Origin of the sequence: Amycolatopsis sp. WAC 01376 (genome assembly GCF_003947415.1) — a bacterium.
In the GTDB taxonomy this organism is placed as follows: domain Bacteria; phylum Actinomycetota; class Actinomycetes; order Mycobacteriales; family Pseudonocardiaceae; genus Amycolatopsis.
Window position 1 is genome coordinate 1,146,378 of record NZ_QHKL01000001.1, and the last position, 14,591, is coordinate 1,160,968.

The window sequence follows — 14,591 nt, forward strand, 5'->3', positions numbered from 1 at the left end:
TCGATCTCACAGGCGACGCAAACCCTGCAGTACACGTTCCATCAAGGCGAGTGCCGGATGACCGTCGAATTCAGCCTGCGTTTCATGAACGGTGACCAAACCGAGTTCGGCCATATCACCCAAAAGGACCTTTGCAACGCCGAGTGGAACGCTTAGTGACGCCGCTACTTCGGCGACGGAAGTCGGACGACGGCACAGTGTTCTCACGGAATGGAATTCGACGCTGAACCCTGGCGCGTTCCACGGTGCGTCGTTCCGGACGGAAATCATCGCTTCGATGGCGAAGTTCCGTTTGGACTGTGTGCGTCCGCCCGTGCGGACGTACGGGCGGACGCGCGTGCGACGGCGTTCCTGCCGCGGTGGTCGCCTGGCTGCCGGGATGCTGGGGATGGTCGCTTCCTGGGCCATTCTGGCGAGTGCCGCGGTCGACGGGACGCGAGCGGGCGGGCGAACGGTCGGCGGCCCCGGCATGGCGAGCCGGTGTTCCTTGACCGAGCGGAGTTCGTGCCGGTTGCCCATCGATTTCCTCGCCCCCGTTTTTCCGAATCCGCTGCAGCCTATCGCCACGGTGTACCGCCGAACGGGTAACGGGACCGAATGGTCCGGACCGGATAAAACAAGAGGGGACATTCTCTCGCATTATGTGCGAGAGAATGTCCCCTCCGGTTGTGACCGCTACTTGTCTTCCTCGGGGAGTGGTGTCCCGGTGGCTGTTTCGTCGGTGGGCACGTCGGCCTTTCCGTCGAGTTCGGCATCCGAGACGCCGTCCAGGGACGGCGCTCCCGCCGGGACCAGTTGCGGCTCCGGCTTCCGCTTGACGGCGGTCAGCAGCAGCTGGGCGACGTCGACGACCTCGACCTTCTCGCTCGCCTGCCCGTCGCTCTGGCGCGCCGTGACGCCGTCGGTCAGCATCACGCGGCAGAACGGGCAGCCGGTCGCGATCTTCGAAGGCGCGGTGCCGAGCGCTTCGTCGACTCGCTCGACGTTGATGCGCTTGCCGATCTTCTCTTCCATCCACATCCGCGCGCCACCGGCACCACAGCACATCGAACGGTCGCCGTGCCGCGGCATCTCGCGCAGCTGCGCGCCCGAAGCGCCGACGAGTTCACGCGGAGCGTCGTAGATCTTGTTGTGGCGGCCCAGGTAGCACGGGTCGTGGTAGGTGACGTCCTCGGCGACCGGGGCGACCGGGGTCAGGTGCTTCTCCCGCACCAGGCGGTTGAGCAACTGCGTGTGGTGCACGACCTCGAACTGGCCGCCCAGTTCCGGGTACTCGTTCGCGAGCGTGTTGAAGCAGTGGGCACAGGTGACGACCACCTTGCGCTCCTTGCGTTCGCGGCCCTCGAACACCGAGTTCAGGATCTCGACGTTCTGCTGCGCCAGCATCTGGAACAGGAACTCGTTGCCCGCGCGGCGGGCCGGGTCACCGGTGCAGGATTCCTCCGAGCCGAGCACGGTGTACTTGACGCCCGCGATGTGCAGCAGTTCCGCGACAGCGCGCGTGGTCTTCTTCGCGCGGTCCTCGAACGCGCCGGCGCAGCCGACCCAGAAGAGGTACTCGGTGTCGCCGAGGTCGCCGTCGAACACCGGCACCTCGAACTCCAGGTCCTCGGTCCAGGCGAGCCGGTCCTTGGCGTTCTGGCCCCACGGGTTGCCCTTGTTCTCCAGGTTCTTGAACATCCCGTTGAGCTCGCTGGGGAACGAGGACTCGATCATCACCTGGTAGCGGCGCATGTCGACGATGTGGTCGACGTGTTCGATGTCCACCGGGCACTGCTCGACGCACGCGCCGCAGGAGGTGCAGGACCACAGCACCTCGGGGTCGATCACGCCGCCGTCGTCGCCGATGAGGGCCTTCTGCGACTCCGCGATCGCGAGGACGTCGATACCCGCGTACATGTCGTCGCCGGACAAGCCGACCTCGTCACCGGCCATGTCACGCTTGCCGCCCGCGAGCAGGTACGGCGCCTTCGCGTAGGCGTGGTCGCGAAGCTGCGTGATGAGCAGCTTCGGCGAAAGCGGCTTGCCGGTGTTCCACGCGGGGCACTGCGACTGGCAGCGGCCGCATTCGGTGCAGGTGGAGAAGTCCAGCCAGCCCTTCCAGGTGAAGTCCTCGATCTTGCCGACGCCGAAGGTGTCCTCGTCCGGGTCGGCCTCTTCGAGGTCGAGCACCTTGCCGTTGCTCATCATCGGCTTGAGCGCGCCCAGCGCGACGCCGCCGTCGGCCTCGCGCTTGAAGTAGATGTTGAAGAAGGCGCTGAACCGGTGCCACGCGATGCCCATGGTCATCGTGCGCGCGATGACGATCAGCCAGATCGTGGCGCTCATCAGCTTGACGAACGCGAACACCGAGACCAGGTTCGGGCTCGCGGGCAGCAGCTCACCGATCGGATGCGAGACGAACGCGGCCCAGACCGGGGTCTCGTGGACGTTCAGCGCGGACTTCGCGGCGCGCACGCCGATGATGCCGATGCCCTCGATGAGCACGACGGCCTCGATGAAGTACGCCCACTTGAAGTTGGAGCCCTGGAAGCGGGACTGCCGGTCGGCGCGGCGCGGGTGGTTCTTCTGGCGGACCCAGATCAGCACCAGGATGCCGACGATGGTGCCGACCCCGAGCAGCTCCATGAGCAGCTGGAACAGCGACCAGTCGTCGAGGATGGGCCAGCCCCACGTGGGAACGAAGACCTCGCCGTACGCCTCGAAGAGGGCGAGCGACCCGATCAGGAAGCCCCACATGACCAGCCAGTGCGCCGGGCCGACGCTCTTGACCTTGTTCATCCGGGTGTGCGCGGCGAATTCCTTGATCAGGGTCTTCATGCGCGGAATGAACGGGCCGTTGCGGGTCGAGTCCGGCTGACCGAGGCGGATCACCCGCACGAAGCGGGCGATGGTCGCGAAGAACATTCCCCAGGCGACGACGCCGAGCAGGACCGAGATCCCGCCGAGCGTCAGCTGTACAGCGCCCATCGTCGGGTGCCTTTCGTCCGAGTGAAGCTGTGGTGGTTCGGGCAGACTAATGCTTCTTACTGATGGGTAACCCACTGGCCGCGCCCAAGTCCCACCGATGTGGTGTACGCCTCTCTTGGTTTTAAGACGATCGTCCAGGTAGTTTTTGTGACATGGGTGCGTACCTTCTTCTCGCTTTGGCCATCGCGGCAGAGGTATCCGCGACGGTGTCGCTGAAACTTTCCGAGGGCTTCAGCAAGCTGGGCCCGTCGATCGTCGTGGTCCTCGGATACGCCGTCGCGTTCGTCGCGCTGGCGTATGTGCTGAAGGCGGGCGTGCCGGTGAGCGTCGCCTACGCGATCTGGGCCGCGGCCGGTGTCGCGCTGGTGGCCGCCGTCGGCATCGTGTTCTTCTCCGAACCCGTCAACTTCTCCGTGATCGCCGGATTGGTACTGGTGATCGGCGGCGTCGTGCTGATCGAGGCAGGGGGCGCGCACTAAGTGAAGATCCAGATCGACGGCCGGAAGGCCAGGGGCGAGAAGCGGCGCGACGAGATCATCGCGGCCGCGTTGCGGGTGATCGAACGGGACGGCGTCGCCGGCGTCACCCATCGGACGGTCGCCGCCGAGGCAGGCGTGCCGACGGCTTCGACGACCTATCACTTCTCCAGCCTCGACGACCTGCTGATCGCCACCCTCATCTCGTGCGCGCGGGATATGGCGACCGAGGTCTACTGGATGATCGACCGTGCCCGTTCGCGCGGCAGCCGCGGCGCCGAAGAGGTCGCCGGACTGCTCGCGGAGGCACTGGGCCCGCGGCGCGGGCGGACGATGGCGGAGTACGAGCTGTACCTGCTGGCAGCGCGCAAACCCGAGCTGCGGCCCGCCGCCCGGCGCTGGCTGGACGTGCTGACCTCGATGGTCCGGCACGACGACGAGGTCGCGTTCCGGGTGTTCCTCGCCGGTATCGACGGTCTCCTGATCCAGGGCCTCATCGACGACGAGCCGCCGTCCGCGGAGGAGCTGCGGCCGGTGGTCGACTACCTGCTGAAACCCCGTTGACCTGCCGGGTAACTTTCGGATCATGAGGACTGTCGGCGCATACGAACTGGACGACGACCCGGCTCGGGTGGACCTCGACATGGTGTGGAAGTACTTGTCCACCAGCGTTTACTGGGGTAAGTGGCGAGACCGCGAGCTGATCGAGAAGGTCTTCAGGAACGCGTGGCGAGTCGTCGGCGCGTACGAGAGCTCGACAGGCCGTCAGGTCGGCTTCGCGCGGGCGTTCTCGGACACCATCGGCAGCGCGTATCTCGCGGACGTCTTCGTCGTCGACGAGGCGCGCGGCTCGGGGCTCGGCAAGGAACTGGTCCGGGAGATGATCGACAACGGGCCGGGCGCTGAGTTCCGGTGGATGCTGCACACCGCCGACGCGCACGGGCTGTACCGGCCGTTCGGCTTCGGCGACCCGCCCGAGGGGCAGTACATGGAGCGGAGCCGGGCCAACGGCCAGGTCTAGGGAGGGCTAAAGGGGCCCTTCCCTGCATCTCAGGGTCAGAGCCTCACCCGGCTCTTGACTGTCCACAAGGGACACTTCTCGAGACGGATGTGCCTGGTTTGGGCGATTTGCACGGTTTCGCGAGGGGGTCGTGAGTGATTTTTGTTGTTCTAACCCTCATTATCACTCACGACCCCCCCGCGGAAACGTACATAGCGACATCAATCGGACACTCAATCGTCCTGCGGTCTCCCTGGTGGACACTGAAGCCCGCCGGTGTCCAGAATCAGGTCTGCCCTACCTCGACTTTGCCGGACCCTGACGCTGAGAGTGGCGAAAGCGTCCTTCAGCCCTTGTTCTCGTGCAGGGCCGTAAGCGTGGCCCGGCCGATGGCGTGGCCGAAGAGGTTGAAGCCGAGGAAAGCCGGCGTAGCGTCTTCGCCGACCTCAAGCTTTTCGACGTCGACAGCGTGCACCGCGAAGATGTACCGGTGCGGTCCGTGTCCGGGCGGCGGGGCGGCGCCGAGGAACTGCTTCACGCCCCCGTCCCCCTTCAGAGTGACAGCGCCCGCCGGCAGCCCGGAGCCCGTCTCGTCGCCCGCGTTCGCGGCCAGCGCCGTCACCGACGCGGGAATGTCGAAGACCGCCCAGTGCCAGAAACCGCTCGCCGTCGGGGCGTCGGGGTCGTAACAGGTCACGGCGAAGCTCTTGGTCCCCTCGGGAAAACCCTCCCAGGACAGTTGCGGGGAACGGTCTTCGCCGCCCGCGCCGAAGATCCCGGAAAGCTGGGCTGTCGGCAGGAAACCGCCTTCTTCGATGTCGGTGCTGCTCAAGGTGAAGGCAGGCAGATCGGGCAGGAAGTCGTACGGATCGGGTGCCTGCGGCATGCGTCCTCCTGATCGTGGAACCGATGACGAAACCAGGCTAGGTGCTGTCCTGCAGGTCTGTTCGATGGGCTTCGTGATCCAGGTGGTTCCTGACGGTGCGGGCGGATCGGCCTCGTACCGGGTCGTACTCGGCCGCATCCGCCCGTGCCGTCCGGGACCGCCTGGGCGCGAAGACCGCGAACATGACCTGCAGGACAGCGCCTCGGACCCCTACGACCCCGGTGCGGGATCAGGGACGATTCCGGGGGTTACCCCTATGTCCATCCCGCCGTGCTGCCCTTAGCGTCGAGCTACACGAAACCTGCTCTGGAGGGACTCAAGACCATGGCGCGCCCACTCCTCGCGATCGGAGGCATCGCGTTGATCGGCGTCGGTGTCCTCACCGGACTCGGCTGGTGGTGGCCGTCCGACGCGGAGGCCACCGCGGAGGTGACCCAGCCGATCCGCAGCGTGCGGATCGAGAACGACGAGGGTGGCATCAAGATCCGCACCGGCGAGGGGCCGGTCCGGGTCCACCAGGAGTTCGAGTACCGCTGGAACAAGCCGGGCGACTCGTTCCGCGTGGACGGCGACACCCTGGTCCTCGCCGGCTGCGGCAGCAACTGCGAGGTCCGTTACGACGTGGTGGTCCCGGCGGGAACACCGGTCACGGGCAATCTGGACTCCGGGTCGCTCGACATCGCTGGAGTGTCCACTGTGGACGTCACGGTCGACTCCGGCCGGGTCGAGGTGCGGGACGTGCCGGGCACGGTGAAGGTGCGGTCCGACTCCGGTCGCGTCGAACTCGCGAACATCGGCCAGGCCGTCACGGTGCAGGCCTCGTCCGGCGCCATCAAAGGGGAACGGCTCGGCGGCAACGCCGAGGTCCGTACCGACAGCGGCCGTATCGAACTCGAACTGATCAAGGGTGCCGACATCACCGCGCAGACCGACAGCGGTTCGGTCGAGGTCACCGTCCCGGCGGGTGACTACAACGTCACCGGCGCCAGCGACAGCGGCCGCCGCGACATCGACGTGAACCAGTCCGGTTCGGCCCAGCACAAGCTCGATCTCAACACCGACAGCGGAAGCGTCAAGGTCAAAGCGGCCTGACGGAATTCATCGGGGGAAGACTTTTTCATGGGAACCACAGAGAAGCGCGTCCTCGGCGCGCTCGCTCTCGGCGCGCTGACCGCCTTCGGGATCGTCGGCTGCACGACCGAAAGCCACGAGAAGCTGAGCGACGGCGCGCCCGTCACCGAGCAGATCACCGCGATCCGGGTGGACGTCCCGGTCGGCGCGGTCACGCTCCGGGTGGAGGACGGCGCACCGGTCTCGCTGCGCCGCGAAGTGACGTACACCGGCAAGAACCCAGGCAAGACGTACAGCGTCGAGAACGGCACGCTGGTCCTCGGCGGCTGCAAGCAGTGTGGCGTGGACTACGACGTCGTGGTGCCGCGCGAGCTGGCGATCTCCGGGTCCATCGGCACCGGCAAGATCACGCTCGCCCGCGCCACTTCGGTCGATCTGAAGGGGGACGTCGGCGACCTGAAGGTGCTGAGCACGTCCGGGCCGGTCAACCTGCGCACCGGCACCGGTGACATCGAGGTCGGCCTCGCGAAACCGGGTGCGGTCACCGCGAACGCCGAGGTCGGCAAGGTCGTCGTCACCGTGCCCGACGGCGCGTACCAGGTCCGCGCGAAGGCGGAGGTCGGCAAGGTCGAGACCGGCGGCGTCCGGCAGGACCAGGCTTCGGCGAACGTCCTCGACCTCCAGTCCGGCACCGGCTCGGTCACGGTGAAGCCCGCATGAAGACACTTGCCGCGATCACCGCGCTGACCCTGCTGCCGCTTTCCGCGGTGCCCGCGTCCGCCGCGCCCGGGATCGACTGGAAGCCGTGCGCGACCGAGTACGCGCCGACGCTGGAATGCGCGAACCTTCCGGTGAGTGGCGGCTTTTCCATCGCACTGGCGAAACTGCCCGCGACCGATCCCGCGCGCCGCGTCGGTTCGCTGCTGACGAACCCGGGCGGGCCGGGCGGTGCCGGCGTCACCGTGCTCAAGTACGGCGGCCGTGGGTTCGCGTTGGACCGGCCGGAAATGGCCGAAGTGCGGCAGCGGTTCGACGTCATCGGGTTCGACCCGCGTGGTGTCGGGGACAGCAGGCCCGCGATCGGTTGCGCGCCGAACCTGCACGATCCGGCGCTCAGCCGGTTCCCGCGGAGCCGCGCGGACTACGAAAAGCTCATCGCGCACAACCGCGCTTCGGGCGACGAATGTCTCAAAAGGACAGGGCCTGCTTTGTCCTCTGTGGACACTTGGCGCGCCGCCGACGATATCGAAGCGATCCGGGCCGCCCTCGGCGAGCCGAAGGTGAACTGGCTCGGTGTCTCCTACGGTTCCGAACTCGGCGCCGTGTATGCGGAGAAGTACCCGAAGCGCGTCAGGACGATGGTGCTCGACGGCGCCATCGACCACTCCCGGCCGACACGGCTGGCGATCCTCGACGAGGCCATCGCGACCGAGGGCGCGCTCAACGACTTCGCGAAGTGGTGCACGACGTCTTCCGACTGCGTGCTGCGCGGCAAGGACGTTCTCGCCACCTACGACAAGCTCATGCGGACGCCCGGCGGCGTGCCGTCGAAGCAACTGGGGCGGAACGTGACCGCCGAGGAGATCGCGGCCGGTGTCTACGGCGGGTTGATCCTGCCGGCGTTCTGGCCGGACGTGGCGAAGGGCATCGAGGCCGCGACAGCGGGGAACGCGGACGGGCTGGTGCCGTACTCCCAGCTGGACCCGTCCTACGGCGCGTACCGCTCGATCGGCTGCCACGACTTCGGCTCGCCGTTCACCTCCTACCCTGACATGAGGGCGATGCAGGGCCTGGTGAAGACCCTGGCGCCGCACAGCTGGCGGTACACGGAGTTTTGGGACATCGCGAGCGGGTGTACGGGCTGGCCGGTGCCCTCGGCGTACCTGCCGCGGCCGCAGAAGGTCTCGGGTGCGGCGCCGATCCTCGTGGTCGGCGGCGAACACGACCCGGCGACGCCGCTCGTGTGGGCGAAGGGGCTCGCGCGGAACATCGAGAACTCGACCTTGCTCGTCGACGCCGGGTACGGGCACACGGGGCTGCTGAACTCCGCCTGCGTGCGCACCGAAGAAGTGAAATACCTGGTGAGCGGGGTCACACCCGCTCCGGGCAAGGTCTGCCGGTAGCCCGGGAACAAGACGCCCGTGCCGCTCGTTGAGCCGGATACAAGGTTGAGTGCGGTCGGCTCAAGTCCAGCTTGACGGAAGCCGCACCGGCCCGATACAACTTGCGTTGAGCCCGCTCAAGGTGGGCGAGAACGTGCAGGTCACGAAACTAGCAGGAGGATCACACCATGGCGCGAGCGGTCGGCATCGACCTCGGCACGACCAACTCGGTCGTCGCTGTCCTTGAGGGCGGCGAGCCGACGGTCATCGCCAACTCGGAAGGTTCACGCACCACCCCGTCCATCGTCGCCTTCGCCAAGAACGGCGAAGTGCTGACCGGCCAGCCGGCGAAGAACCAGGCCGTGACGAACGTCGACCGCACCATCCGGTCGGTCAAGCGGCACGTCGGTACCGACTGGAAGACCGAGATCGACGGCAAGGCGTACACCTCGCAGGAGATCAGCGCCCGCGTGCTGATGAAGCTCAAGCGCGACGCCGAGGCGTACCTCGGCGAGACCATCACCGACGCGGTCATCACCGTCCCCGCCTACTTCGAGGACGCGCAGCGGCAGGCCACCAAGGAGGCCGGGCAGATCGCCGGCCTGAACGTGCTCCGCATCGTCAACGAGCCCACCGCGGCGGCGCTGGCGTACGGCCTGGACAAGGGCGAGAAGGAACAGACCATCCTGGTCTTCGACCTCGGTGGCGGTACGTTCGACGTCTCGCTGCTGGAGATCGGCGAGGGTGTCGTCGAGGTCCGCGCGACCTCGGGTGACAACCACCTCGGCGGTGACGACTGGGACGAGCGGATCGTCACCTGGCTGGTCGACAAGTTCAAGTCGTCCAACGGCATCGACCTCACCAAGGACAAGATGGCGCTCCAGCGCATCCGTGAGGCGGCCGAGAAGGCGAAGATCGAGCTCTCCAGCTCCAACTCGGCGGGCATCAACCTGCCGTACATCACCGTGGACGCGGACAAGAACCCGCTGTTCCTCGACGAGCAGCTCTCCCGCGCCGAGTTCCAGAAGATCACCTCGGACCTGCTCGAGCGCACCCGCAAGCCGTTCAACAACGTCATCCGTGACGCCGGTGTCGCCGTCGGCGACATCGACCACGTCGTGCTCGTGGGTGGTTCCACCCGCATGCCCGCCGTGTCGGACCTGGTCAAGGAGCTGACCGGCGGCCGCGAGCCGAACAAGGGCGTCAACCCGGACGAGGTCGTCGCCGTCGGCGCCGCGCTGCAGGCCGGTGTGCTCAAGGGTGAGGTCAAGGACGTCCTGCTGCTCGACGTGACCCCGCTTTCGCTGGGCATCGAGACCAAGGGCGGCGTGTTCACCAAGCTCATCGAGCGCAACACCACGATCCCGACCAAGCGTTCGGAGATCTTCTCCACCGCGGACGACAACCAGCCGTCGGTGCAGATCCAGGTGTTCCAGGGTGAGCGCGAGATCGCGGCGCACAACAAGAAGCTCGGCATGTTCGAGCTGACCGGTCTCCCGCCCGCCCCGCGTGGCGTGCCGCAGATCGAGGTCACCTTCGACATCGACGCCAACGGCATCGTGCACGTCCTCGCGAAGGACCTCGGCACGAACAAGGAGCAGTCGATGACGATCACCGGTGGCTCCGCGCTGCCGAAGGACGACATCGAGCGCATGGTCAAGGACGCCGAGGCGCACGCCGAGGAGGACAAGCAGCGCCGCGAAGAGGCGGAGACCCGCAACCAGGCGGAGACGCTGGTCTACCAGACCGAGAAGTTCGTCAAGGACAACGAGGACAAGCTGCCCGACGAGCTCAAGGGCAAGGTGAAGTCCGCGATCGACGAGGCCAACGAGGCGCTCAAGGGCACCGACTCGGCGAAGATCCGCGAGTCCATCGAGAAGCTGAACACCGCTTCGCAGGAGCTGGGCACCGCCCTCTACGCCAACGCGGCAGGCAACGCCGCCGACGAGGCCGCCGCCGGTGAAGGCGCGACCGGGACCGCGGGCGCGGGCACCGGTTCGCAGGCCAAGGACGACGACGTCGTCGACGCCGAGATCGTCGAAGAGGACGAGAAGGACAAGAAGGACAAGAAGTGACGGGACGCTACGACGAAACCGAGGGCCGGGGCCCGGACGAACCGGTGGTCGTGCGGGACCGCAGGCGGATCGATCCGCTGACCGGTGAGGTCCGCTCGGCCGAGCCCGAGGCCGAACCCAAGGACGGTCCGAAGCACGCCGCTCCTGCCGAAGAGCCGGCTGTCCCGACGGAGCCGGAGCCCGCGGAACACGCGGGCCCCGGCCTCGGGGAGTCCATTGTGGACGACTCGGTGTCGGTGGCGACCGGGCTGGAGAAGGAGCTGGCGGAACGCACGGCCGATCTCCAGCGCCTCCAGGCGGAGTACGCCAACTACCGCAAGCGCGTCGACCGTGACCGCGAGCAGGTCGTCGCCGGCGCGAAGGCGTCGGTCGTCGGTGACCTGCTCCCGCTGCTCGACGACCTCGAGCGCGCGGAGCAGCACGGCGATCTGACGGGTGCCTTCAAGGCGGTCGGCGAGAAACTCGTCGGGAGCCTGCAGCGGTCGGGGCTCGAGCCGTTCGGCGCGGAGGGCGAGCCCTTCGACCCGAGCGTGCACGAGGCCGTTCAGCACAGCACGTCGCCGGATGTCGCCGGGCCGACGGTAACCACGGTCATGCGCCGCGGTTACCGCTTCGGGGAACGCGTGCTGCGCGCGGCGCTGGTCGGGGTCACCGACCACGAGCCGGGTGCCGCTCCGGCGCCCGCGGCGGCGACGCAGGACGCCCCGGTGGACCCGCCCGTCGGCGGCGAACTGCCGCTCGAGGGCGAACTTTTCGATGAGAACAACCGCTGATCGGCGATACGGCGTGAAAGGAGGAGACGTTCGGTGAGTGCACGGGAATGGATCGGTAAGGACTTCTACCGTGAGCTGGGCGTCTCCTCCGACGCCACCGCGGACGAGATCAAGAAGGCCTATCGCAAGCTGGCCAAGGAGAACCACCCCGACGCCAACGCGGGCAACGCGGAGGCCGAGAAGAAGTTCAAGGCGGTCTCCGAGGCGTACGGCGTGCTGTCCGACACGGCCAAGCGCAAGGAGTACGACGAGGCTCGCCGCCTCTTCGGCTCCGGCGGTCCCGGCGGCTTCGGCTTCCCGGGCGGCGGTGGTGGCAGCGGCGGTTTCGACGTCGGCGACATCTTCGGCCAGGCCGGCCAGCAGCAGGGCGGTTTCGGCGGTCTCGGTGACATCCTCGGCGGTCTCTTCGGCCGCCGTGGTGGTGCCGCCGGTGCCACCGCGAACCGTCCGCAGCGCGGCTCGGACGTGGAGACCGACGTCCGGATCGACTTCACCGAGGCGGTCAAGGGCGCGACCCTTCCGCTGCGGCTGTCGAGCCCGGCGACCTGCTCCACCTGCGGCGGAAACGGCGCGAAGCCGGGAACCTCCCCGAGGACGTGTTCGACCTGCCAGGGCAGCGGGCTGGTCAGCCGGAGCCAGGGCGCGTTCGCGTTCTCCGAGCCGTGCCGCGACTGCCGCGGTCGCGGCACGATCATCGACGACCCCTGCCCGGAATGCGCGGGCGAGGGCATCAGCACCCGCACCCGCACGCTGACCGTGCGGATCCCGCCGGGCGTCGCCGACGACCAGCGGATCCGCCTGGCGGGCCAGGGCGAACCGGGCCGAGGCGGCGCGCAGCCGGGCGATCTGTACGTCCGCGTGCACGTCGCACCGCACACGTTGTTCGGGCGCCAGGGCCTCGACCTGACGATCGCCGTGCCGGTGTCCTTCGCGGAACTGGCCCTCGGCGGCACGATCACCGTGCCGACGCTCGAGGGCAAGGTGTCGCTGAAGGTGCCGCAAGGTACGGCGAGCGGCCGGGTGCTTCGCGTGCGCGGCAAGGGAATCGCGAAGCGTGACGGCTCGCAGGGCGACCTGCTGGTCACCCTGCAGGCTGCCATCCCGGCCAAATTGGACGACAAGGCGCGTGAAGCGCTGGAGGCCTACGCCGAGGCCATGGCCGACCACGATCCACGACCGGAGATCACCGAACTTCTCGAAGGCAGGTGAGCGCGATGTTCGGCGGGTTGCCGCACGGTGCGGACGAGGACACGCCGGTGTTCGTCATTTCGGTGGCGGCGCAGCTGTCCGGCCTGCACGCGCAGACCCTGCGGTCCTACGACCGCCAGGGTCTCGTGTCGCCGGGCCGGACCTCCGGCGGTGGACGGCGTTACTCGATGCGGGACATCGCGTTGCTGCGCGAAGTGCAGCGACTGTCCCAAGAGGACGGTGTCAACCTCGCGGGCATCAAGCGGATCATCGAGCTGGAAAACCAGGTCGACGCCCTCCGGGCGCGCATCGCCGAACTGACCGAAGAGCTCACGGCGGCGTACCTCACCGCCGAACAGACGGCCGCGGCCGTGCACGCCTCCTACCGCAAGGACCTCGTCCCGCTGCGGCAGCAGACGGCCCTGGTCGTCTGGAAGCCCAAACGCCGCACGTAGTCCCGCGTGCTCGAAGCCGTCATTCGCGTGACTGAGCGCGTAACTCACGTGATTGGAGCCGTAACTCACGTGATTGGAGCCGTAACTCACGAGTGACGGCTCCAAGCACGCGAGTTACGGCTTCAAGCACGCGAAACCGGCGGCGGGAAGCTCGCATTCAGAGGACTAAATGCGTTATTGGCCGGGGACGAGGGTCCGGATCTGCTGGACCTCGCCGGTGCGCGAGTCCATGATCCGCTGCGCCAGCGCCTTCGCCTCCGGGTTCTTGCCGTCCTTCAGCTCGGTCCTCGCGAGCGCGACCCCGTTGTGCTGGTGCGCGACGAAGATGTCCGCGAAGTCGAGGGTGAACTCCGAACCATCCTTTTTGGACAGTGCTTCGAGCAGCCCCTTGTCCGTGAGCCCGTCGCCACCGTGATGGTGGTGCGCGTGCGGATCGGCGGAACCCGTCTCGGGTTTGCCCCAGCCCTTCAGCCAGTTCCGCATTTCGGTGCTCTCGGTCTGCTGCGTCGCCTCGATGGCGGCCGCGAGATCCTTGAGCTCCTGCTTCTGCGCCTGCTTGGCCTTCACCAGCTTGACGATCTCCACGCCCTGGTTGTTGTGGGCGATCATCATCTGCAGGAACATCACGTCGGCGTCGTTGTACTCGGCGGACGCCGCGGCGGCGGATTGGGGGACCGGGGAGATCGGGCCGCCGGCGGTGGTCGGTGAGCCATCACCGGTCCCGCAGCCCGCGAGGGCCACGAGACCGGCGACGAGAACGAGGGCCAGCTTCACTGCCGGGTCCAGAGTGCGGGGGTGTTCGGCGGTTCCCAGCCCTGGAGCGCGGTGTGCGCCAGCTGGCAGCGATAGGTCGCGCCGCCGTAGGTCACCGTGCTGCCGACCGCGTAGGCCGTCCCGGCCGCCCAGGTGCCGCCGGCGGGCGGGTTGCTGGTGCTGGTGGGCGGGTTCGACGTCGTGGGCGGGTTGCTGGTGGTCGGCGGGTTGCTCGTGGTGGGCGGGTTGCCGCCGCCGATCTGCAGGTCGATGCAGCTGTAGAAGGCCATCGGCGTGTCCGCGATGTTCCAGATGGCGAGCACCTTCTGGCGGCCGCTGAAGCCGTTCAGGCTCACGGTGTGCGACGTCGGGTCCTTCGGCGCGGAGTTGTTCCCGCTGATGTCGGCGATCTTGGTGCCGCCGATGTAGTACTCGTAGTTCGTGGTCCGGTGGTAGGCGGTGAACTTCCAGTTGAAGGTCACGCTGTTGCCGACCGAGGCGGCGGGCCACGGCTTGGATTCGTCGTTGAGCTCGGCGAATCCGGGAAGGCCGCCGTTGCAGCTGCGGAGCCCCTTGGGGCCTTCGACGCTCTGGGGTTCGTAGACGATGGCGCCGCAGCCGGAAACCTTGCCCTGGGCGCAGTTCGCCTGGCGGCTGGGCGGGGACAGCACGTAGCCGTGGGCGCTGGCCGCCTGGGGGATGGCGACGATGGCGATCGGGGCGAGGATCGCACCGGCGGCGGCTGCCACGAGCTTGCGTTTGACGGTCATGCCGGCTCCTGGGGGATGGAACGACGGTGTTCCCGTGAGGGGGAGCAATGTGGTCTAGACCATAAATCCGCC

The 14,591-nt window shown here is 67.6% G+C and carries 15 protein-coding genes; 10 read left to right on the forward strand and 5 right to left on the reverse strand.

All coding sequences use genetic code 11. The annotated features are described in order from the left end of the window. Nucleotides 1-6: 6 nt before the first annotated feature. The gene (locus tag DMH03_RS05430; RefSeq protein ID WP_125790846.1) at nt 7-519 is read right to left on the reverse strand and encodes a DUF742 domain-containing protein; all 513 of its coding nucleotides are present in this window, start codon (nt 517-519) and stop codon (nt 7-9) included. 156 nt (nt 520-675) lie between these two features. Continuing rightward, a complete protein-coding gene (locus DMH03_RS05435) occupies nt 676-2,970 on the reverse strand; it encodes a (Fe-S)-binding protein (protein ID WP_125790847.1) in 2,295 nt (764 codons plus the stop codon). 152 nt (nt 2,971-3,122) lie between these two features. On the opposite strand from DMH03_RS05435, the gene DMH03_RS05440 reads away from it, so the two are divergent. From DMH03_RS05440 to DMH03_RS05450, 3 genes are read left to right on the forward strand one after another with little or no spacing between them, the layout of a single operon-like run. After that, complete coding sequence (locus DMH03_RS05440) at nt 3,123-3,449, forward strand: multidrug efflux SMR transporter (protein WP_125790848.1); 327 nt, start codon at nt 3,123-3,125, stop codon at nt 3,447-3,449. Continuing rightward, nucleotides 3,450-4,010, forward strand: coding sequence for a TetR/AcrR family transcriptional regulator (locus DMH03_RS05445; protein ID WP_125790849.1), 561 nt, complete (start codon nt 3,450-3,452; stop codon nt 4,008-4,010). A gap of 22 nt (nt 4,011-4,032) precedes the next feature. Then, a complete protein-coding gene (locus DMH03_RS05450) occupies nt 4,033-4,467 on the forward strand; it encodes a GNAT family N-acetyltransferase (protein WP_125790850.1) in 435 nt (144 codons plus the stop codon). Nucleotides 4,468-4,792: 325 nt separating this feature from the next. On the opposite strand, the gene DMH03_RS05455 is transcribed toward DMH03_RS05450, so the two are convergent. Further along, nucleotides 4,793-5,332, reverse strand: coding sequence for a YbhB/YbcL family Raf kinase inhibitor-like protein (locus DMH03_RS05455; protein WP_125790851.1), 540 nt, complete (start codon nt 5,330-5,332; stop codon nt 4,793-4,795). Nucleotides 5,333-5,656: 324 nt separating this feature from the next. Between DMH03_RS05455 and DMH03_RS05460 the strand changes: the two genes are divergently transcribed. From DMH03_RS05460 to DMH03_RS05490, 7 genes are all read left to right on the forward strand, one after another. After that, nucleotides 5,657-6,424 carry a DUF4097 family beta strand repeat-containing protein gene (locus DMH03_RS05460; RefSeq protein ID WP_125790852.1) on the forward strand — a complete coding sequence of 256 codons (768 nt, stop codon included), beginning with the start codon at nt 5,657-5,659 and terminating at the stop codon, nt 6,422-6,424. Nucleotides 6,425-6,451: 27 nt separating this feature from the next. Further along, nucleotides 6,452-7,123, forward strand: a complete 672-nt coding sequence (locus tag DMH03_RS05465; RefSeq protein ID WP_125790853.1) for a DUF4097 family beta strand repeat-containing protein — start codon at nt 6,452-6,454, stop codon at nt 7,121-7,123. Then, on the forward strand, nt 7,120-8,526 hold the full coding sequence (locus tag DMH03_RS05470; protein ID WP_125790854.1) for an alpha/beta hydrolase: 1,407 nt from the start codon (nt 7,120-7,122) through the stop codon (nt 8,524-8,526). The genes DMH03_RS05465 and DMH03_RS05470 overlap by 4 nt, the downstream gene beginning before the upstream one ends. Before the next feature lie 167 nt (nt 8,527-8,693). Further along, a complete protein-coding gene (gene dnaK / locus DMH03_RS05475) occupies nt 8,694-10,580 on the forward strand; it encodes a molecular chaperone DnaK (protein WP_125790855.1) in 1,887 nt (628 codons plus the stop codon). Further along, nucleotides 10,577-11,353, forward strand: coding sequence for a nucleotide exchange factor GrpE (gene grpE, locus DMH03_RS05480; RefSeq protein ID WP_125790856.1), 777 nt, complete (start codon nt 10,577-10,579; stop codon nt 11,351-11,353). The genes dnaK and grpE overlap by 4 nt, the downstream gene beginning before the upstream one ends. Before the next feature lie 33 nt (nt 11,354-11,386). Then, entirely contained in the window at nt 11,387-12,562 is a 1,176-nt protein-coding gene (dnaJ, locus tag DMH03_RS05485) for a molecular chaperone DnaJ (protein ID WP_125790857.1), read from the forward strand. 5 nt (nt 12,563-12,567) lie between these two features. After that, on the forward strand, nt 12,568-12,996 hold the full coding sequence (locus DMH03_RS05490) for a heat shock protein transcriptional repressor HspR (RefSeq protein ID WP_125790858.1): 429 nt from the start codon (nt 12,568-12,570) through the stop codon (nt 12,994-12,996). Nucleotides 12,997-13,170: 174 nt separating this feature from the next. Here the strand turns inward: DMH03_RS05490 and DMH03_RS05495 are convergent, their stop codons facing one another. Continuing rightward, the gene (locus DMH03_RS05495) at nt 13,171-13,770 is read right to left on the reverse strand and encodes a DUF305 domain-containing protein (protein ID WP_125790859.1); all 600 of its coding nucleotides are present in this window, start codon (nt 13,768-13,770) and stop codon (nt 13,171-13,173) included. Next, nucleotides 13,767-14,519 (reverse strand): lytic polysaccharide monooxygenase, encoded by a 753-nt coding sequence (locus DMH03_RS05500; protein WP_125790860.1) that lies wholly within the window; start codon nt 14,517-14,519, stop codon nt 13,767-13,769. The genes DMH03_RS05495 and DMH03_RS05500 overlap by 4 nt, the downstream gene beginning before the upstream one ends. Nucleotides 14,520-14,591 lie beyond the last annotated feature (72 nt).

Coding starts and splice junctions, on each gene's coding strand:
- DMH03_RS05430 (WP_125790846.1), bottom strand. CDS start 519: ATGGGCAACCGGCACGAACTCCGCTCGGTCAAGGAACACCGGCTCGCC.
- DMH03_RS05435 (WP_125790847.1), bottom strand. CDS start 2,970: ATGGGCGCTGTACAGCTGACGCTCGGCGGGATCTCGGTCCTGCTCGGC.
- DMH03_RS05440 (WP_125790848.1), top strand. CDS start 3,123: ATGGGTGCGTACCTTCTTCTCGCTTTGGCCATCGCGGCAGAGGTATCC.
- DMH03_RS05450 (WP_125790850.1), top strand. CDS start 4,033: ATGAGGACTGTCGGCGCATACGAACTGGACGACGACCCGGCTCGGGTG.
- DMH03_RS05455 (WP_125790851.1), bottom strand. CDS start 5,332: ATGCCGCAGGCACCCGATCCGTACGACTTCCTGCCCGATCTGCCTGCC.
- DMH03_RS05460 (WP_125790852.1), top strand. CDS start 5,657: ATGGCGCGCCCACTCCTCGCGATCGGAGGCATCGCGTTGATCGGCGTC.
- DMH03_RS05465 (WP_125790853.1), top strand. CDS start 6,452: ATGGGAACCACAGAGAAGCGCGTCCTCGGCGCGCTCGCTCTCGGCGCG.
- DMH03_RS05470 (WP_125790854.1), top strand. CDS start 7,120: ATGAAGACACTTGCCGCGATCACCGCGCTGACCCTGCTGCCGCTTTCC.
- dnaK (WP_125790855.1), top strand. CDS start 8,694: ATGGCGCGAGCGGTCGGCATCGACCTCGGCACGACCAACTCGGTCGTC.
- DMH03_RS05490 (WP_125790858.1), top strand. CDS start 12,568: ATGTTCGGCGGGTTGCCGCACGGTGCGGACGAGGACACGCCGGTGTTC.
- DMH03_RS05500 (WP_125790860.1), bottom strand. CDS start 14,519: ATGACCGTCAAACGCAAGCTCGTGGCAGCCGCCGCCGGTGCGATCCTC.